Genomic DNA, 20,050 nt, shown 5'->3' with positions numbered 1-20,050 from the left:
AAAGGAAAATATGAATACAAACAGTTGATATATGGATAGTCCTCTTGCATTTTAAGCCACTAACTTTGTGTGCAAATATCAAGTGACTATTATGAAAAGACAACTGTTCACATTTTCCTTTCTGTGTCTGCTTGCACTAGGTACAAGAGCACAAGATACCCTAACCTTGGAGGACTGCCTCAAAATAGGTATCGAAAACAATTTGTCCTTGCAAAGCAAACGGAAGGAAATACAAAAAGGGAAATACGGCATCTCTGAGAATCGAGCCAAACTACTGCCCCAAATCAATGGTTTTGCCAACTATAACGACAATATCGATCCACCCGTATCCGTTACCGATGGTTCAGCGTATGGCAATCCCTATAATGTAACCCAAACTTTGCAATACAACGCCAACTTCGGATTACAGCTGCAGATACCACTTTATAACCAAACACTCTACACCACTCTGTCCATAGCTAAAACCATGGATGAGATGAATCGCCTTTCTTATGAAAAGGCAAGAGAAGACCTCATCCTTCAAATTAGTCAAATGTACTACCTAGGACAGGTTACAGCTGAACAGATTATTTTGATAAAAGCCAACATCACTCGCCTAGAAGAGTTGAGAGATATCACTCAGGCCTTCTATGACAACGGTATGGCTATGGAAGTAGATGTGAAACGCGTCAACATCAACCTGGAGAACCTCAAGGTGCAACACGACAACGCACAAGCCATGATGGAACAGCAACTGAACCTACTGAAATACATCATCGACTATCCGGCAGAAGAAAATATAGCACTGGTACCGGTGAATACAGAAATGATTACGCCCGCAGCACTCACCGGGCTATCTGAAACACTATATGAACTACAGCTGCTGCAATCACAGAAACAACTCGCAGAGCAACAAAAAACAATAGTCAGCAACGGTTACATCCCCTCCTTGAGCTTGACGGGAAGCTGGATGTTCTCTGCCTATACGGACAAAGCTTACCATTGGTTCCATTCCGGCCCTTCCAACCATTGGTATCGCTCCTATGGAGTGGGACTCTCCTTGCGCATTCCCATTTTCGACGGACTGGACAAACGCTACAAGATGCGTAAGGCAACCATTGACATAGAGAACATCAAACTCGCTCAAGAGAATACCCGAAAAAATCTTCAGACACAATATCTGAATGCTACCAATGACCTGATGAACAGCCAGCGTAACTTTAAGAAGCAGAAGGACAATTATCTGCTTGCTGAAGATGTATATACCGTTACCATGGACCGTTATCGGGAAGGAATCGCCTCAATGACCGAAGTGTTGCAGGACGAAATGCGGATGAGCGAAGCCCAAAACAACTATATCAGTGCCCACTACAATTACCGGATAACCAATCTGACTTTGCTGAAGCTGACGGGACAGCTGGAGACGTTGAGCCCCTCAATTCATTAAAGAGGAAGATGAATAGAGCCCGTATTCAAGGACGGATGTATATATAATAATAAGTAAACAATATAATATAGAAAATATGGAAACAAAAGAGAACAATAACACCGCAAGTACCCACCAAGAAAAAGCACGGAAATTGAAGAAGCTTCGCCGTTGGCAAATCGTTGTCAGCCTATTAGGAATAGCTATCCTTATCTGGGGAATTATTCAAGTGGTCTGCCTCTTTTTGAACTACAAACGGACGGAAACCAGTAATGATGCACAGATTGAACAATACATATCTCCCGTCAATCTGCGCGCATCAGGATATATCAAGAAAATTTGTTTCACAGAACACCAAGAAGTACACAAAGGAGATACCTTACTTATATTGGACGACCGGGAATATAAAATCAGAGTCATGGAAGCTGAAGCTGCACTCAAGGATGCACAAGCCGGTGCCACAGTCATTGGTGCCACACTACAAACCACGCAAACTACAGCCTCTGTCTACGACGCCTCCATAGCAGAGATAGAAATCCGCCTTACCAAGCTGGAGAAAGACCGCCAACGATACCAGAATCTGGTGAAGAGAAACGCTGCCACCCCCATTCAATTGGAACAGATAGAAACCGAATATGCAGCTACCCACAAGAAGTTGGAAGCCGTGAAACGACAACAGAAAGCTGCCTTGTCGGGTGTGAACGAAGTGTCACATCGCCGTGAAAATACCGAAGCTGCCATACAACGGGCAACAGCCGCACTCGAAATGGCACGACTGAATCTCTCCTACACCGTAGTAGTAGCTCCTTGTGATGGGAAATTGGGGCGGCGTACTCTTGAAGAAGGACAATTCATCACTGCCGGACAAACCATCACCTACATTCTGCCTGACACACAAAAGTGGATTATAGCCAACTACAAGGAAACCCAGATTGAGAATCTGCACTTGGGACAAGAAGTAGTCATTACCGTCGATGCCATCAGCGACAAAGAATTCAAAGGAAAAATCACTGCCATCTCCGGAGCCACCGGCTCCAAATATTCCCTAGTGCCCACGGATAATTCTGCCGGCAACTTCGTGAAGATACAGCAACGCATCCCAGTCCGCATCGACTTTACCGATTTGTCCAAAGAAGACAACAGCAGCCTTGCCGCCGGTATGATGGTAATAGTCAAAGCGAAGATGGAATAATGATTAGTGTTTAATGATTAATTTTTAATTATCCATGCCCTCATCCCCCAAGAACTATCCCTTCTACAACTGGGTACCTAAGCCGGTAGGTATCATCATCCTATTCGTATTCTTTTTGCCGATACTGACTGTAGGCGGTACCTACTCGGTGGCAAGCACCGAAATGATGAGCGGGCTCGGCATCATTTCCGAGCATATCCAGTTTGCCAACTTCGCCACTTCCATCGGTATGGCGGCATTCTGCCCCTTTCTATATAGGCTGGTAGTCATACGCCGGCAGAAAATGATGTGTCTGGCAGGATTCTCCCTGATGTACATCTTCAGTTATATCTGTGCCAAGACAGACAGTGTTTTCCTGCTGGCACTATGCAGCATCTTTATGGGATTCCTACGAATGGTACTGATGATGGTCAACCTCTTCACCCTCATAAAGTATGCAGGGCATATCGAAGCGTACGATAAGATTACACCCGGCAACGAGCCTGTAACCGGCGAAGGCTGGGACAAGCTGGACATCGAACGGAGTGCGGCACAACCTGCCATCTACCTATTCTTCATGGTACTGGGACAATTGGGAACCTCGCTCACCGCCTGGCTCGCCTTTGAGTACGAATGGCAGTACATACACTACTTTATGATGGGGCTACTATTACTTTGCATCCTCATCACATTCATCACTATGCCTTATCATAAATATACCACCCGCCGCTTCCCCATCAACCTCAAGCAGTTTGGCAATGCCTCCATCTTCTGCATCACACTGGCTTGCATTACCTACGTGCTTACTTATGGCAAAGTGCTCGACTGGTACGACGACCCAACCATACGATGGGCCACAGTCTGCGCCATCATTGCTGGTGGTATATTCCTCTACATCGAGTCTACCCAACGCAATCCTTACTATCAACTCGATGTATTCAAACTGCGCACCATCCGTATGGGTTTCCTATTCTATTTTCTGTTAATGGTACTGAATTCCAGCGCCATGTTTGTCAACGTATTCACAGGCATAGGCATGAAACTGGACAACTTTCAGAACGCCACCCTAGGCAACTGGTCCATGCTGGGCTACCTCATCGGCGGTATAGCCACCATCTGGCTCAGTGTGAAAGGCGTACACTTCAAATATCTCTTTGCCGCCGGTTTCCTTCTATTGGGGCTTTCCACCATGTTCATGTATTTCGAGGTACAAGGTGCAGGACTGTACGAACGGATGAAGTATCCGGTCATCATCCGTTCTACCGGTATGATGTTCCTCTATTCGCTGATTCCAACCTACGCCACCCAACGCATGCCTTACAAATATCTTTCTTCCTGGATATGCACCATGCTTACCGTACGCATGGTATTGGCTCCCAGCATCGGAGCCGCACTCTATACGAATGTACTGCAAGAACGCCAGCAGCACTACGTCACCCGCTATGCACAGAATGTAGACATGCTGCACCCCGAAGCGTCCGCCTCGTTTACCCAAACTGTACAAGGCATGCAATATCAGGGAAAGAGCAAACAAGAAGCAATCAACATGGCTGCCATATCCACCAAAGGACGCATCCAAGTACAAGCCACTCTCTCTGCTATAAAGGAAATGGCAGGATGGACACTCTATGCCTGCCTGATTTGCATGATATTTGTGCTTGTCGTGCGGTATCCTAAACGAAAATTACTAACTTAGCGGACAATTTTCAGTACAACCTGTAATTTTGTCTGTTATGGATACCCAACAAGAACGTTTATCCCACTTGGACCACGCATTGTCAAACGGAGAAAACATTTGTAGTTCAGAAGGTATGCTCTGCTCCTTTCCCACCTCCCTGAAGAAACCTTTTATGATTAATGGAGCAGGACTGATAGTTTGCCGCCAGGGTAACTTCACCTTTTCGCTCAATATGAAAGTATTCTCGGCCCAGGCTGGCGAAACAGTTTTCATTCCGGAAGATTCCCTCTTCCAAGTGCTGAGCGAATCGGAAGACCTGCAACTATTCATATTCATTTACCAGATAGAACCGATAAGGGACATCATAGGCAATTCAGTGGCAACCATGTACCTATACATGCAGCTCCGGACCGAACCATGCTACGTATGGAACACCGGAGACGAAGAAGAAGTTCTGAAATACATGTCCTTACTGGACAATACCCTGCACTTAGACAACAACACCTTCAACGACAACGAACAAAGGCTGCTTCTGCTGGGACTCACATACCGCATCTGTTCCATTTACAACCGTAAACTGATGAACCTTAAAACAACGGTTGGCCACAAACATGAATTTTTTATCCGGCTGATTCAGTTGATAGATGCGCACTACACGGAAGAACGCGGTGTAGAGTTTTATGCAGACAAACTCTGCTTATCACCCAAATACCTCTCTGCACTATCCAAGTCCGTCTGCGGATTCACCGTACAGGAACTGATATTCAAATCCATCATCCGCAAAAGCATCTCACTACTCAAGAACACCCAGAAAAATATCCAGGAAATCGCCGATTTCTTCAATTTTCCCAATGCTTCTTATTTTGGTACATTTTTCAAGAAACAAACAGGCATGTCTCCGCAACAGTACCGCAAAAAATAGAAAACGTTACGCTTTCAACCGGATAACGAAGCGGCTCCCCTTACCCAGCTCACTCTGAACAGTCAGTGTACCGCCATGCGCTTCCACAAAGTCTTTCGAAATGGAAAGTCCTAAGCCACTACCTTGCACTTTAGTGCCCGGCACTCGGAAATAACGGTCAAAAATGCTCTGGTGATAACGCGGGTCGATACCTTTTCCAAAATCCTGCACATACATTTCCACAAAATCCTCGTCATGCTTGGCGCCGATAACCACCCTCCCGTTCTCTTTGGAATAGCGGATAGCATTACTCAACAAATTGGTGAGTACCCAAGCAATCTTTTCGCTATCGACAAACAATTTAGGCATTTTTTCTTCCGGATACTCCACTTCTATCTGAATGCCGAATTTATCAGCCTGTACCTGATTAGCCTTGATGGCATACTCTATCAGTTCAATGGGCTTTGTTATTTTAGGCATCATCTGCAGTTTACCGGCTTCTACCTGCGTCATGTTCAGTAGTTCTCCGGTAATCCCAAGAAGGCGATCAGCATTTTCCTTAATGCTGTTCGATAATTGCTCCTGCTCGTCGTTCAACACCCCTACCCGTTTGTCCTCCAACAACTGCAGACTCATCAGAATAGCGGATATAGGCGTTTTCAGTTCATGAGAAATAGTCGAGATAAAAGTAGTCTTGGCACTATCCAATTCTTTGAATTCTGTAATATTTTTCAGTAAAATCACATCGCCAAGATTATGAGGTTCGTCATCATCAGCCTCTGCATTTATAATGGTAATGTAAGAAGCTTTAAAGTAACTCTCCTTATTGTCTGCATAAATCTTCAACGGTTCTTTCTTTTCACCCGGATTTACCAATTCACGAACTAAACGGCGGAGCAAATCATTCTTCAAAGAAAGCTCCTCAGCCGAACGGCGAATTACCTCTTCCCGTTTTAAATTCAGCACAGTTAAAGCCTCATTATTGATAAAGAGAATTTCCCTATTACGGTTCAAACCAATAATAGGTTCATCAATACTATTCACAATAGCCTCAAGAAATTTCTTAGCAGAAAGTATGTCGTTCAGCGTACTGGCGCGATACTCCGTCAGTCGTTCCGCCATCCGATTAAAACTATCAGCCACTTCACGAAATTCCTCGCGTCCACTCATATCCAGACGTTTCTCATAATTATGGTTCGCTATTTCAAGAATCCCACGCGTCAGTTCTTGAATAGGTTTGCTGATGGAACGGGGAAGCCATACCAACAATATGATACTGGCAAAAATACATACCCCACCTATCACAGAAATCCAGAGCAATGCACGTTGCAATCCCGGTACAGCAGCAGGACTATCCGGCTCTGTAGCCGTCAGTATCTGTAGATTCACCACAGAAAGAGCAACCAACAAAATAATCATTCCAGCCAATACCCCTACGCTGAGTATCAATTTTGTACGAATATTCATAATGTTCCTAAGAATTAATATTATGCAAGTATAATCAAATCTATGTTTACTTGTGCCAAATCACGCACAAATTTTCGGTATTTCAATATCATGAACAATGATTTCGGAAAAGAAAGTGACGGACTTCCCATGCAGACAGTTGTTATCTGTTTCTCCCTACAAGTATCAACAATGCTTCCCAGCACATCCGGCGATTGCACCTGAACGACCTCCCCTCCCAGTTCGGTCACCAATTTGAAGTGGTTCAATAAATACCTTTGATTTGCCAGACCGATGCGGTCAGTACTTTCTCTGGGAGTCTGCACATAAAGGGCAACAAACGAAGTATTGTAGCGGGTTGCCAGACGTGCAGCTTTACGAATGATGCGTCGTGGTGTTTTCTCGTTGCTGCTGATACATGCCAGAAATCTCTCATGACGGACTCCCACACTGGTAACCACTTCATTCTCCACTTTCTTTTCCACCCGTAAAGCCACCTCTTTTAAAGCCAGTTCACGTAATTGGAGAATATTTTCCGTTTTAAAGAAATTGTTCAAGGCAGTAGAGACCTTTTCCGGCTTGTAAATTTTTCCAGCTTTCAGACGGGCTATCAATTCTTCCGCAGTCAAGTCAATATTCACCACCTCATCTGCCTCTTGCAAAACGCTATCGGGAATACGTTCCTTCACCTCAATACCCGAGATGCCTTGTACTTCTTCATTGACACTCTCAATGTGCTGGATGTTAACGGCAGAAATCACATTGATACCCTCATCAAGCAAATCCATCACATCCTGCCAGCGTTTCTCATTCCGGCTACCTTCCACATTGGTATGTGCCAGTTCATCCACCACTACTATCTCAGGGTGTATCTGGATAATGGCATCCAAATCCATTTCTTCCAGCTCTTTCCCTTTATAGAATATCTTACGACGAGGAACAACGGGCAATCCTTCCAACATAGCATCCGTACCGGCACGCCCGTGTGTCTCTATATAGCCTATCTTCACATCTACTCCGTTGTCAAGTAACTCGTGTGCTTCCTGAAGCATACGATAAGATTTACCTACACCAGCAATCATGCCGATGTAGACTTTGAACTTGCCACGCCGCGACTTTTTAATCAAATCAAGAAAATGCTGTACGCTTTCTTCCCTACTCATTTCTTCTGTTTTTTTACTTGTCTTATATATGCCATATAACCCGTAACGATCATCACGACCGCCACGGGCATCCAACACTAATTCATGAGTTCTAAAGTTATATCTAAATAAATCATGGCCTTAAAGTAAAGCCGAATACCAGATGTGCATCTTCCATACGAGGGTTCCAAATGGCTTGTGCAAATACAGGTATTGAGAAATTGTCAGTAATCTTGATTTCCGTAATACCTTTCAGTGCCACATTGGTTACGGCAAACCCGCTGTTAGGAACGCCATATACTCCTACCCCAGCTTCATAAGGCAGAAATCCGCAAGTCAGGTTCAAATCTACAGACTTAACACTGAACGGATAGTTGAGTTCAACATACGAAGAATAATTCTGCCTGCCTTTATCATCTTTGTCAGCTCCGGCAAACATAGTGTACCAAGCGATTGACAAAGGAAACTTTTCAACCGGCAATGTATAGGCTAATCCCGCTTCAAAGTGATGAGCTGTTTCGTGACTCTTAAAATTAAAATACTTTCTTGCTCCTTGTCCGCCCCACCACAAGCTGGCAACAGAAAAAGTTAGACCTGATTCTCCCAAAGCATAGGCAGCCGTCAAATCAATCTCCTTAGCCGCAGCCCCTTCTCCTGAAGAAACTCCGTCAAAATCGGTAGAGCCCCATGCCGTCAAAGAAAAATCACCGACCCCAAAACCCAAAGTAGGCTGAAAACTGACTCCCGTCTGGTAAAAGCCACGCCAAACATAAGAACTGACTAAATCACCTTGTATTGTAAATTCCTGAGCTTGCACTTTGCCGGTTCCCATAAAACAAGCAGCTACCATACTCGCAAAAACTAGAATTGATATTTTTAAACTTTTCATATCCAACTATTTATTTACCATTACTAATCAATCGTTGAAAGGCAGGAAGGAAGTTTCGGCTCCCCCTGTAAAATGACAGTCTTTCGCTGCCTGAACAGAAATACTTCCGCTCCTGCCCATAACACATGACAAACACAACTAAAAAATTATTTATTCTGATCGGCTTCTTCTAATGCAATGTTCAGTTCCAGCACATTGACAGTTTCCGTACCAAACACCCCCAAAAAGGGTTTGCTGATGTTCTTGTCTACAATGGCTTTCACTTCAGCCTCGTTCATGCCACGTGCCTGAGCCACACGCTTCACTTGTACATAAGCACAAGCAGGTGTGATATGTGGGTCTAGACCGGAACCACTGGCGGTTACCATTTCAGCAGGCACATCCTTGCGGCTCAGATAAGGATGATGTACCAGAAAAGTATCGATACGGGCTTCCACTTCTGCCAGGTATTCATCGTTCGTAGGTCCCTTGTTACTACCACCCGAAGCATCGGCTGTATAATTACCCGCAGATGGGCGTCCCCAGAAATAAATATCTTGCGTAAACATCTGGCCTACATTGGCTGCACCTACCACTTTACCATTGAGTGTTGCCACCTCTGCATTTCCCTTGTTGGGACCGGCGAACTGTGCAAATATCCACAAGACAAGGATATAGAACAGAGAGAAAAATATGCAAAATGCAATTGTTATTTTAAATGATTTCCAAAGAGTTTTCATTTTATCCAAGTTTTAAAAAAACAGACTAACTATCATATCTATCAGTTTGATGCCGACAAACGGAGCAATGACGCCACCCACACCATAAATCAACAGATTGCGACGAAGTAGCGCACTGGCACCGATCGGCTTATACCGAACACCTTTCAAAGCCAACGGAATCAAGATAGGAATGATGATAGCGTTGAATATGACAGCCGAGAGAATAGCCGTTTCAGGGCTATGCAGTCCCATAATGTTCAGAGGAGCCAACTGAGGGATGGCTACCATAAACAAAGCAGGGATAATAGCAAAGTACTTGGCAACGTCGTTCGCAATGGAGAAGGTAGTCAACGTACCGCGTGTCATTAACAACTGTTTGCCAATCTCCACAATTTCAATCAGCTTCGTCGGGTCGTTGTCAAGGTCCACCATATTACCGGCTTCTTTGGCTGCCTGCGTACCGCTGTTCATCGCCACCCCCACATTAGCTTGTGCAAGGGCGGGAGCGTCGTTTGTACCGTCACCCATCATAGCCACCAGCTTACCGGCCTGCTGTTCTTTTTTAATATATTCCATCTTGTCTTCCGGCTTGGCTTCAGCAATGAAATCATCCACTCCAGCTTTCTCTGCGATGTATTTGGCTGTCAAAGGGTTGTCACCGGTCACCATCACAGTTTTCACACCCATCTTGCGAAGACGCTCAAAACGTTCCTGAATACCCGGTTTGATAATATCCTGCAACTCAATTACCCCGGTAACCTTCTGATTGACACATACCACCAGCGGAGTTCCACCGTTGCTGGTAATTACAGCAATCACCTCTTCAATCTCTTTCGGGAACTTGTTTCCGGCATTTTCCACAATCTTGCGAATAGCGTCGAATGCACCTTTACGTATCTGAGTACCATCCTGCAAATCCACACCCGAACATTTTGTTTCGGCTGTAAACTTAATCATATGAGCACCGGTAGTATTCAAATCACGCATACGATGACCGTTTTCACGTCCCAGTTCAATGATGGACTTACCCTCCGGAGTCTCGTCAGAAAGTGAGGACAACAAGCAAGCCTCTACGAACAAATTCTCGTCAACACCCGAAGCCGGATGAAACTTGGTGGCTTTACGGTTACCGATTGTAATGGTACCGGTCTTGTCAAGCAACAAGGTATCGATATCACCGGCTGTTTCTACTGCCTTACCGGATTTTGTGATTACATTAGCGCGCAAAGCACGGTCCATCCCCGCAATGCCGATGGCAGAAAGCAGTCCGCCGATAGTAGTCGGTATCAAGCAGACAAACAAAGAAATGATGGCTGCAATGGAGATATAAGTTCCCGGATGGTCGATATTCGTATAGTCGGCCATAGGAATCAACGTCACACATACAATGACGAATACCAAGGTGAAACCGGCCAGAAGAATAGTCAATGCTATCTCGTTCGGAGTCTTCTGGCGAGTAGCGCCTTCTACCAAAGCAATCATCTTGTCAAGAAAGCTCTCACCCGGTTGCTGCGTCACCAGTACCTTGATTTTATCAGAAAGAACTTTTGTACCACCAGTTACGGAACTCTTGTCACCACCGGCCTCACGGATTACCGGAGCAGATTCACCGGTAATGGCACTTTCATCAATGGAAGCCAAACCTTCCACAATCTCACCGTCAGCAGGAATCGTATCTCCCGCTTCACAAATAAAATAGTCGCCTTTCTTCAAACGTGAACTGCTAACGGTATGGATCTTACCGTCAACCAGCACTTTAGCCGGAGTCTCTTCACGGGTTTTACGCAAGCTGTCAGCTTGGGCCTTACCACGCGCTTCAGCAATGGCTTCAGCAAAATTAGCAAACAGCAACGTCACAAACAAGATGATGAATACCAAGAAATTATATCCGAACGCTCCATATTCCGAAGTACCTAATGAAAGGAAACAGACAATCAGCATGACAACCGTTACGACTTCCACCGTAAACATAATCGGATTCTTTATCATCACCCGTGGATTCAGCTTCACGAATGATTGCTTCAAACTTTCCATTACTTGCTCCTTCTGAAACAGAGAAGCTGATTTATTATCTTTCATACCTATGAAATTACTTTTTACAAACTACTATTACAAACTGAAATGTTCAGCAATCGTACTCAATGCATGTGCCGGGAAGAATGACAAGGCAGCCACAATAAAGATAACGGCAAAAGTCATCACACCGAAAGTTACTGTATCCGTCTTCAGCGTACCGGCACTCTCCGGAACATATTTCTTTCCGGCCAACAGACCAGCAATGGCTACCTGACCTACGATAGGCAGGAAACGTCCCAAAATCAACGTCCAGCCGGTAGTGTAGTTCCAGAAGTAAGTATTGTCGCCCAATCCTTCGAAGCCGGAACCATTATTGGCCGCAGCCGAAGTATATTCATAAAGCTGCTCACTCAGTCCGTGGAAACTGGGATTATTCAACCAGCCGCCTTCACCTGCCACAAATTCAGGATAATGAGCGAACAAAAAGCAAGAAAGTGCCACACCGCCCAAGATGATAAGCGGATGAAGCAGTGCCACAATGGTAGCAATCTTCATTTCACGCGCCTCCACCTTCTTACCGAGGAATTCCGGAGTACGTCCCACCATCAGTCCACTGATGAATACGGCGATGATGATAAACGTATAATAGTTCATGAAACCTACACCCACACCGCCAAACCACGTGTTAATCTGCATGTTCAGCATTTCCATCATACCGGAAAGAGGCATTGTTGAATCATGCATACCATTTACAGAGCCATTGGAAGTAACTGTAGTCACAATACTCCAAAGAGCAGTAGCAGCAGACCCTAAACGGACTTCTTTACCTTCCATTGCTCCATTGTCTTGGGCAATTCCCATCTCATCAATGCGCGGATTACCTCCCATCTCCTGCGAAACGTTGATGCAAACACCCACAAGAAAAGCAAAAAGCATTACGCCGTAGATAGAGTAGGCCATCTTCTTACGTTTGATGTAAAAGCCGAGTGCAATCACCATAGACATGGGTATAATCAGGATAGACCAACATTCTGCAATATCTGTCAAGTAAGTAGGATTTTCCAACGGATGTGAAGAGTTACATCCAAAATAACCGCCACCGTTCGTACCCAATTGCTTGATAGGAACAATCGCTGCCGTAGGACCTTGTGAAACCAACTGGGTTTGTCCTTCCATCGTCTGAACTTCCATCTTACCATCAAATCCCATCGGAGTACCTTGTAGAATGAGGATGAAGCCCACAATCAACGAAAGCGGTAATAATACACGTGTACAGCTCAAAACCAAGAACTTCCAGAAGTTACCGATAGTCTTCGTCGATTTGGCAGCCATACCCTTCATGATACCTGCCATAGCTGCCATACCGGTAGCGGCGGTAATGAATTGGAACAACATAATGACGAACAACTGTGTAAAATATGTCAGTCCGCTTTCACCGGAATAATGCTGCAAATTACAGTTCACCATAAAACTGATACATGTATTGAATGCCAGATCCGGTGTCTGGTTAGCGTTTCCATCCGGATTTAACGGTAACCACTGCTGTGTACAGAGTAGCACCATGCCCCATACAAACCAAAAGGCATTCAGAATCAGCAGGGCTTTCAAGAACTGTTTCCAGTTCATCTCTTCCTCCGGATTGACTCCGGCCACTTTATAAATCAATCTCTCGACCGGCTTCATGAAATCCGACCATGTCTTTTCGCCTTTGTAAACCTTGGCAATATACTTTCCCAGAGGATAGGATATCACAATCAGCAGAACAATCTGCAAGGCTACACCTAAAATTTCAGTGTTCATTTCTCCACTCTCCATTCATTAAAACTTTTCGGGTCTTATCAGCACATAAGTCAGATACCCGAACATTACAATACCTAATACAAATAAAGCTGTGTACATAATTCTCTCTTTTAAATCTTCTCAAACCAATCTACGCATTTCCAGAAAAGCCAAAAGGCGAACAAACCGCTCAATAGGCAAAAAATAAATGATACTGTTATTCCCATGTTTTTACCTTTTAAAATGTTACTACATATTTTTGTCTGCCAGGAATGTGCCAAATATGTGCCAAAAAGAGCGCATATACCATACACCATTAATTATCAACAGAATACATACTAAACAAGTATAAAAAGAAACAGGTTGCACCCTTTCAAAATGAAAAGGTGCAACCTGTTTTGATATGTTTTAGCCCATAGGCACTTTCTGCTTCTAAGCCTGTTTCAAGAATAATCTTGCCACGGTCCTATATCGAAGGTACCTCAGTCGTATACTGAGCCCCCTATTATAGATCTGAGATCTTGTATTCCTCAATCTTCCGATACAACGTCGTCAAACCTATTTTCAATAACCGGGCTGCTTCTGTCTTATTCCCCTTTGTATACTCCAGTACACGGGCAATGTGCCGGCGTTCCATAGCTGAAAGTTCAAAACTGCCGGGACTTGAATCATTGGAGTGTTCATAATGGGCATTCTGAATATCAAACGGCAAATCAGCAATGTCCAGATATCCGCTCTCGCAAACAATCATACTGCGTTCTATCACGTTACGTAATTCACGAATATTTCCCTTCCACGGTTGGGAGTCCAATGCTTCAAGAAATGCGGGAGCTATTTCAACCACCGGACGCGCCAGCTGTTCCGCAAAACTCTTTATAAAAGCCTTCGCCAACAGCCGGATATCACCTGCACGTTCGCGCAATGGCGGCAGATGTATCTGAAATACGCTTAATCTATAAAACAAATCCTCGCGGAAACGTCCGGCAACAATCTCCTGGGACAAGTTGCGGTTCGTAGCGGCAATGATGCGGACATTGACACGGGTAGGTTTCGTATCACCTATCTTAATATACTCACCGGTTTCAAGAATACGCAGCAACTTGGCTTGCAGTTCAAACGCCATCTCACCGATTTCATCCAAAAAAATAGTCCCATTATTCGCTTCCTCGAACAGTCCCTTCTTATCCTTCAATGCGCCGGTAAACGAACCGGCTTTATGACCGAACATTTCACTTTCCAGCAACTCCTTGCTGAACGAAGAACAGTTAACCGCTACAAAATTCTGCCGTGCACGCTTACTACTGTAGTGGATGGCCTGGGCAAATACCTCCTTACCCGTGCCCGTTTCTCCAGTCAACAGTACAGGAACATCAGTCCCTGACACCTTCTGAGCTAATGAAACAGCATCCTTCAGGACTTTGGATTCTCCCAGAATAGAATCAAAAGAGTACGTCTGTCCCACCTTCTTCTCCAGTTTTTCCAACCGCACATTCATACGCGCTTTCTCTACAGCACGGCTTATCAGAGGAATAATCTTGTTATTATCGTCTCCCTTGGTGATGTAGTCGAAAGCACCGTTCTTGATGGCCTGCACCCCATCGGGAATATTGCCGTGCGCTGTCAGCAGAATAACTTCCACATTGGGTGCCGCCTTCTTGATAGCCAACACCAGGTCTACCCCATTTCCATCGGGCAGAAACACATCACACAAAACTACATCGGGATTTTGGAGTTCCAGTTGCTTCAGGGCAGCCCTGCAATCACCAGCCTGACAGACGTCATATCCCTCCAACTCCATCATCCGTGTCAGAAGGGTACGGATTTGTACCTCATCATCAATGATTAGAATCTTACTCATATCTATTCGATAAGTTTTTAAACTGATAACGGTAAAAAACAGGGTGTGCAAATATAAGCTTTTCCCAAATACCAACGGCATATCTTTTGAACTTTTATAGGTGAAGGGGCAAGAGCCTGCCACCAACCGGGATATGAATATCCCACCACAACAATGCCACAGCGGCATTATGCAGGCCTAGTCCCAGTGACAGCCCCTCATGCCTCCCCCTTCCATTTTGGAAAGAGGCCACCTGAAATGAAAAGCCGGAAGGAAGAACATCCGGATGAATGCAATTATGAAACTGTTAAAAAAGAAACAAGAAATGAAAGTTTGTAAATTCGGCGGAACTTCCGTCGGCACCGTAGAGAGAATGAAACATGTAGCAACACTCATTAAAGATGCAACACCCAAGATTGTGGTACTGTCTGCCACCGCAGGCACCACCAACCATCTGGAGGAGATTGCCGCCAACTTGTTCAACCGTGAAATAGAACAAGCCCACGACCGTATCACCCGGCTGGAATTCCAATTCATCGAATTTGCCAATGGGTTGCTGACCGACGAGAAACTGAAACGGGAAGCAATAGATTATATCCTCGACCGCTTCCAGCAACTATGGAAATTTACCAAAGATTCCTTCACCTCTGTCGAAGAGAAGGAAGTGCTAGCACAAGGCGAACTTATCAGTACCGCCCTAATGCACTTCTACCTGCGCGAGCTGAAAGTTCCCAATGTACTGCTTTGTACATTCGACTTCATGCGTATCGGCCCCGACAACGAACCCGACTTGGAATATATAGAACAGAAACTCCGAGAGCAGCTTGCCTGCCATCCCGGCATCAATCTCTTCATCACTCAGGGTTTCATCTGCAAGAATGCCTATAACGAAACAGACAACCTGAAACGCGGCGGCAGTGATTACACCGCTTCCCTCATTGGCACCGCCCTCCAAGCAGACGAGATACAAATATGGACGGACATAGATGGCATGCACAACAATGATCCGCGCGAGGTGTCAGGTACCCGCCCCGTGAAACGCCTCAGCTTCAACGAAGCCGAACAACTGGCCTTCTATGGTGCCAAGATACTGCATCCCTTCTGTATCGCCCCGGCACGCCTAAGGAATATTCCCGTCCGGCTGCTTAACTCTATGGAACCGTCGGCAGAAGGCACGTTGATTTCCAACCTGCAGGACGACAATATCATCAAGGCCATAGCCGCCAAGGACCACATCATATACATAAAGTTCGAATCGAACCATAATCTGTGTCCCTATCTATTCATCAGCAAGATTTTCGACATTTTTGCCAAGTACCGTACCCCCCTCTGCCTACTGGTATCCTCCAATCTGGACGTATCTGTGGCTATAGACGACTGCACTCGTTTATCGAATATCATCTCCGAACTACGCCAATATGCCCATGTATTGGTAGAAGACCGCATGACCATCGTCTCCGTGGTGGGCAACATGCAATGGGAATATGCCGGGTTTGAGGCAAAGATTATGGAGGCGCTAAAGGACATCCCCCTACGGATGATTTCATATGGCAGCAGCAATAATGACGTGGCATTCGTCATTAAGAATACAGACAAAAAAAGGGCTTTACAAGCCCTAAATGATAAGTTATTCCAACCGGAATATGCAGAACGGAACTAAAAGAAATGGTTCCGTATCTCCTTCGCGATGTAACGGCCCATCAGCTCCTGCCCCGGTTTGTCGGGATGCAACCCGTCGCGCAGATAGCGCCCGCTACCGGAAGGCTGCTCAAACTTTTCGGTGATACCACAGTTGGAGTAACAGTCTATCAGCTGCACGGAAAGCGCCCGGCACAACTCACGCAAGATGGCAATCTTCTGCAGATTCAGTGCATTGTGTTCGGGGTTGCCGGTCTGAATCGGCGTGCACACGAATACGCGGCATTGGGGATAATGCTCCAGAATGGTCTGAATGGACCAACGGGCACCGCCCGCCATGGTGTTGACATCTACTTCATCGAGCGTCTTCCCTTTAAGGGCCTCTTCGGCACTACCCAAGTTACGGTCATTCGTTCCCATAGAGAACACAAAGACATCGGGCGCAGGGTAAGCGCCACTTTCCACTTCGGCTATGAACTTCTGGATATGCACCTTTGACACGTTGTTGTGCCGCATCTGTAACTCATGCTTATCCTCCGTAACCTGCCAACCGCCGGAGATGCCGGCAAAAGCTTCGCTGCCATAATCCTGAGTATCGGGATGGCATGCCCATGTGGCAGAACCGACCGCCACGTTGTGATGTGTAGCGAATCCGAGTTTATCCACTACAGTCTTAGACCATTGTTCGCCTGCGGTAATGCTGTTTCCGTCGCACCCGAAGTTCAGCTTGCTGAAGTCCGGATAAAGAGATTGCGCGTGCAGCGCAATCCCCATCCAGACAAGAATCCCCAAAACCATCAATCTATTCATCTTCTTATGATAGAAAACCTATGAAAAACGTTCAATAATTTCCATGCACATACGTCCGTTGTGATACGGACATTTCCAGAATCCCGCCTTGTCATCATCGGTGTTCACCGTGCCGTCAGCACGCACGCTCCAATGCCATTCTCCGTACTTGTAGTCTACCAGATGCTGCTTGATGAAGTCCCAACATCGGAGAGCCTTCTGCATGGCCACTTCGTCATCAAAGTGCTGGTAGAGGTTGGCATGTCCCACTACGTTCTCGGCCTGCACCCACCAGTGGCGGTCGGTATCGGTCTTTCCTTTATCCAGAAAAGTCTCGTATATCATGCTGCCGTCAGGCGTCAATCCTTCATCGGCAGCGGCAGCGATGTATTCTACAAGTGGTTCCACTTTCTCCAGGAGGTCCTTATCGCCCAGAACAAGGGCAGCCTCGTGTATCAACCAGGAAGCTTCGATGTCGTGCCCATAGGAGACAATGCGGTATTTACTAACCCAATCATCATTGAAGAACAATTCCAGATGACCGGTCTTGATATTCAGAATCCGTTCCGTGAAAAGGCCTATCAAATTGCGCAGTTGCCTCTCCAGACGGGTATCCTTCCACACGCGGAAAAGATTGGTATAAGGTTCCAGAATATGCAGATGGGTATTCATCGTCTTGCGCTCGTTCTCATCCTTGGCGCTGAGGCGCATGTCGGCTATTTCTCCCCATTCGCGGGTCAAGGCTTCGCAATAACCGTTTTTCACGGGGTCGAAGCTATGCTCTTCGACGGTCTCGAACAAGCGGATGGCATATGCCAGCGCTTCATCATCGCCCGTGGCACGAGCATATTCACTCAGCCCGTAGATGGCGAACCCCAAAGCATAAATCTGCTTCTTGGTATCGAGCGGATTGCCTTTATAGTCGAGAGACCAGTAAACTCCACCAAATTCATTGTCATAGAAACGGTCGATAAGAGTACGTTTGGCACGCGTAGCCGTTTCCAGATACTCCGGCCTCTTCAGCAAGCGGTATGCAGCCGAGAAGGTCCACAAGATGCGGGCGTTCAGGATTGCCCCCTTTTCAGCTTCGGGCTTCACCTCCTCCCGGCCCGTGATACGGCCGTAGAAACCGCCGTTCACTTCATCCGTCATTCTATTTATCCAGAAGGGGAGGATATTGGAAACCAGCTCCTCCTCCATCTCCTGTTTCATCTTCTTGATATCCACAAGTTTTTGAGTTATGAGTTATAAGTTATGAGTTATTCTGCTGAAGGTTCTCACGGCGCTCTTTCAGGTCTGCATTGATGGCTGCCATACGCGTCTTATTCAATGGATAGATGAATACGACAACGATGGAAAGTGCGGCTATCGCAGCAGGAATAAAGCTCATCAGATACTTCAAGCCATCCAGCGCCTCGGGAGTCTGCACGGCATTCTCTGCGGTATTGTAACCGAAGAATGCCAACAGTGCCATTACTGCCCAGCCTGCAAATGCACCGCCAAACTTCTGCGCCATAGAACCGGAAGAGAATATCAGCCCTGTAGAGGATGTGCCATCCTTTTGCTCGGCATAGTCCGCCACATCCGCATACATGCTCCAAATCAACGGAGATACGATACCGGTGCAGATGGAGATAAGCACCTGGAAAATCATCATCAGCCACCATCCCAGCCCGTCATTCGGCACAAAGAAGAAGAGCACACTGAACACTACCAGGCACACGAGCGAAATGATATAAGTGGACTTCTTTCCAAACTTCATGGACAGAGGCACAGCCAGCGCCACACCAATCATATTACACACTTCACCCACCATCAGGAACAAGCCGGCATACAATACCAGATTGAACACCCCGAAATCGAGGAATGCATTGGCACTGATATAGTCCTTGAAGAAGTAGGCGGCAGTAGCTCCGCGTACCGTATTGAAGAAATTCGACAACAACGCCGCACCATTCAATATCCACCAAGGCGAATTGCGCACCAGTGACTTCACATCCTTACCGATGGATTCGGACGCCACACTCTTGACATGCTCGCGCGTCATGCTAAAGCAAAACAGAAAACCCAAAAAGCAGAGCGTGGCAATGCATACCATGGCATATTGCCAACTGGAAGCATTGCTATAGTCCATTGATTTAAACCAATTACACAATGGCTCCCATGCTCCCAAAGCGATAAAACTACCTCCGTATGCAAAAAACATACGGTAAGAAGAGAAAACCGTTTTTGTGTTCGAATCATCAGTCATTACTCCCAACATAGCCCCGTATGGTACATTGATTGCCGTATATACCGTCATCATCAAGATGTAAGTGACATAAGCCCATACCAGCTTACCCGTTGTCCCCATGTCGGGCGTTGTAAAAAGTAAAATCCCGGCAATGGCAAAAGGAGCTGCAATCCACAACAAATAAGGACGGTATTTACCCCAACGCGTATGAGTACGGTCTGCAATGACTCCCATCATCGGATCGGACACTGCATCCCAAATACGTGTCACCAGCATCAGCAATCCTGCATCAGCCAAGCTCAAGCCAAAAATATTCGAATAGAAGAACGGTAAGTAATAGGAGAATATTTTCCAGAACATAGAGGAAGACATATCCCCGAAACCATAACCGATTTTCTCTTTTAGTGTTGCCATAGTATGTTGTA

16 protein-coding genes are annotated in these 20,050 nt (G+C 45.9%); 5 read left to right on the top strand and 11 right to left on the bottom strand.

The genetic code is table 11. The features are described from left to right. Positions 1 to 91 precede the first annotated feature (91 nt). From DW800_RS16490 to DW800_RS16475, 4 genes are all read left to right on the top strand, one after another. Positions 92 to 1,426: a TolC family protein gene (locus tag DW800_RS16490; protein WP_005824723.1), complete on the top strand. Its 1,335-nt coding sequence runs from the start codon at positions 92 to 94 to the stop codon at positions 1,424 to 1,426. Between the two features lie 76 nt (positions 1,427 to 1,502). Beyond that, positions 1,503 to 2,597 carry an HlyD family secretion protein gene (locus DW800_RS16485; RefSeq protein WP_005834867.1) on the top strand — a complete coding sequence of 365 codons (1,095 nt, stop codon included), beginning with the start codon at positions 1,503 to 1,505 and terminating at the stop codon, positions 2,595 to 2,597. A 34-nt stretch (positions 2,598 to 2,631) separates the two neighbouring features. Continuing rightward, complete coding sequence (locus tag DW800_RS16480; protein ID WP_005834866.1) at positions 2,632 to 4,272, top strand: hypothetical protein; 1,641 nt, start codon at positions 2,632 to 2,634, stop codon at positions 4,270 to 4,272. 37 nt (positions 4,273 to 4,309) lie between these two features. Next, positions 4,310 to 5,176 carry a helix-turn-helix domain-containing protein gene (locus DW800_RS16475; protein ID WP_022400870.1) on the top strand — a complete coding sequence of 289 codons (867 nt, stop codon included), beginning with the start codon at positions 4,310 to 4,312 and terminating at the stop codon, positions 5,174 to 5,176. A 6-nt stretch (positions 5,177 to 5,182) separates the two neighbouring features. Here the strand turns inward: DW800_RS16475 and DW800_RS16470 are convergent, their stop codons facing one another. From DW800_RS16470 to DW800_RS16435, 8 genes are all read right to left on the bottom strand, one after another. Continuing rightward, positions 5,183 to 6,622: a sensor histidine kinase gene (locus tag DW800_RS16470; RefSeq protein WP_005824715.1), complete on the bottom strand. Its 1,440-nt coding sequence runs from the start codon at positions 6,620 to 6,622 to the stop codon at positions 5,183 to 5,185. A 20-nt stretch (positions 6,623 to 6,642) separates the two neighbouring features. Further along, positions 6,643 to 7,764 carry a sensor protein KdpD gene (locus DW800_RS16465; RefSeq protein ID WP_005834862.1) on the bottom strand — a complete coding sequence of 374 codons (1,122 nt, stop codon included), beginning with the start codon at positions 7,762 to 7,764 and terminating at the stop codon, positions 6,643 to 6,645. Positions 7,765 to 7,876: 112 nt separating this feature from the next. Next, entirely contained in the window at positions 7,877 to 8,632 is a 756-nt protein-coding gene (locus DW800_RS16460; protein WP_034529308.1) for a hypothetical protein, read from the bottom strand. 146 nt (positions 8,633 to 8,778) lie between these two features. Next, positions 8,779 to 9,351, bottom strand: a complete 573-nt coding sequence (locus tag DW800_RS16455; protein WP_005834858.1) for a K(+)-transporting ATPase subunit C — start codon at positions 9,349 to 9,351, stop codon at positions 8,779 to 8,781. 12 nt (positions 9,352 to 9,363) lie between these two features. Continuing rightward, positions 9,364 to 11,412 (bottom strand): potassium-transporting ATPase subunit KdpB, encoded by a 2,049-nt coding sequence (gene kdpB, locus DW800_RS16450; RefSeq protein WP_057281324.1) that lies wholly within the window; start codon positions 11,410 to 11,412, stop codon positions 9,364 to 9,366. A gap of 30 nt (positions 11,413 to 11,442) precedes the next feature. Further along, positions 11,443 to 13,149 (bottom strand): potassium-transporting ATPase subunit KdpA, encoded by a 1,707-nt coding sequence (gene kdpA / locus DW800_RS16445; RefSeq protein ID WP_117601327.1) that lies wholly within the window; start codon positions 13,147 to 13,149, stop codon positions 11,443 to 11,445. A gap of 18 nt (positions 13,150 to 13,167) precedes the next feature. Further along, entirely contained in the window at positions 13,168 to 13,215 is a 48-nt protein-coding gene (locus DW800_RS20140) for a potassium-transporting ATPase subunit F (protein ID WP_353795016.1), read from the bottom strand. A gap of 418 nt (positions 13,216 to 13,633) precedes the next feature. Continuing rightward, on the bottom strand, positions 13,634 to 14,986 hold the full coding sequence (locus tag DW800_RS16435; protein ID WP_008662930.1) for a sigma-54-dependent transcriptional regulator: 1,353 nt from the start codon (positions 14,984 to 14,986) through the stop codon (positions 13,634 to 13,636). Between the two features lie 304 nt (positions 14,987 to 15,290). Here DW800_RS16435 and DW800_RS16430 point away from each other — a divergent pair, with 304 nt between their 5' ends. Next, positions 15,291 to 16,625, top strand: a complete 1,335-nt coding sequence (locus tag DW800_RS16430) for an aspartate kinase (RefSeq protein WP_119958210.1) — start codon at positions 15,291 to 15,293, stop codon at positions 16,623 to 16,625. Here the strand turns inward: DW800_RS16430 and DW800_RS16425 are convergent. From DW800_RS16425 to DW800_RS16415, 3 genes are read right to left on the bottom strand one after another with little or no spacing between them, the layout of a single operon-like run. Further along, a complete protein-coding gene (locus tag DW800_RS16425; RefSeq protein ID WP_005824695.1) occupies positions 16,622 to 17,413 on the bottom strand; it encodes an SGNH/GDSL hydrolase family protein in 792 nt (263 codons plus the stop codon). The two genes, DW800_RS16430 and DW800_RS16425, sit on opposite strands and share 4 nt — an antisense overlap. An 18-nt stretch (positions 17,414 to 17,431) precedes the next feature. Further along, on the bottom strand, positions 17,432 to 18,619 hold the full coding sequence (locus tag DW800_RS16420; RefSeq protein ID WP_057087029.1) for an AGE family epimerase/isomerase: 1,188 nt from the start codon (positions 18,617 to 18,619) through the stop codon (positions 17,432 to 17,434). A gap of 25 nt (positions 18,620 to 18,644) precedes the next feature. Beyond that, on the bottom strand, positions 18,645 to 20,039 hold the full coding sequence (locus DW800_RS16415) for an MFS transporter (RefSeq protein WP_044467347.1): 1,395 nt from the start codon (positions 20,037 to 20,039) through the stop codon (positions 18,645 to 18,647). Between the last annotated feature and the right edge of the window lie 11 nt (positions 20,040 to 20,050).

The sequence above is a fragment of the Bacteroides sp. AM32-11AC genome (genome assembly GCF_003603515.1).
GTDB classification, from domain to species: domain Bacteria; phylum Bacteroidota; class Bacteroidia; order Bacteroidales; family Bacteroidaceae; genus Bacteroides; species Bacteroides uniformis.
Note: the sequence above shows the minus strand (reverse complement) of the source record. Positions and strands in the feature narration are given on the sequence as shown.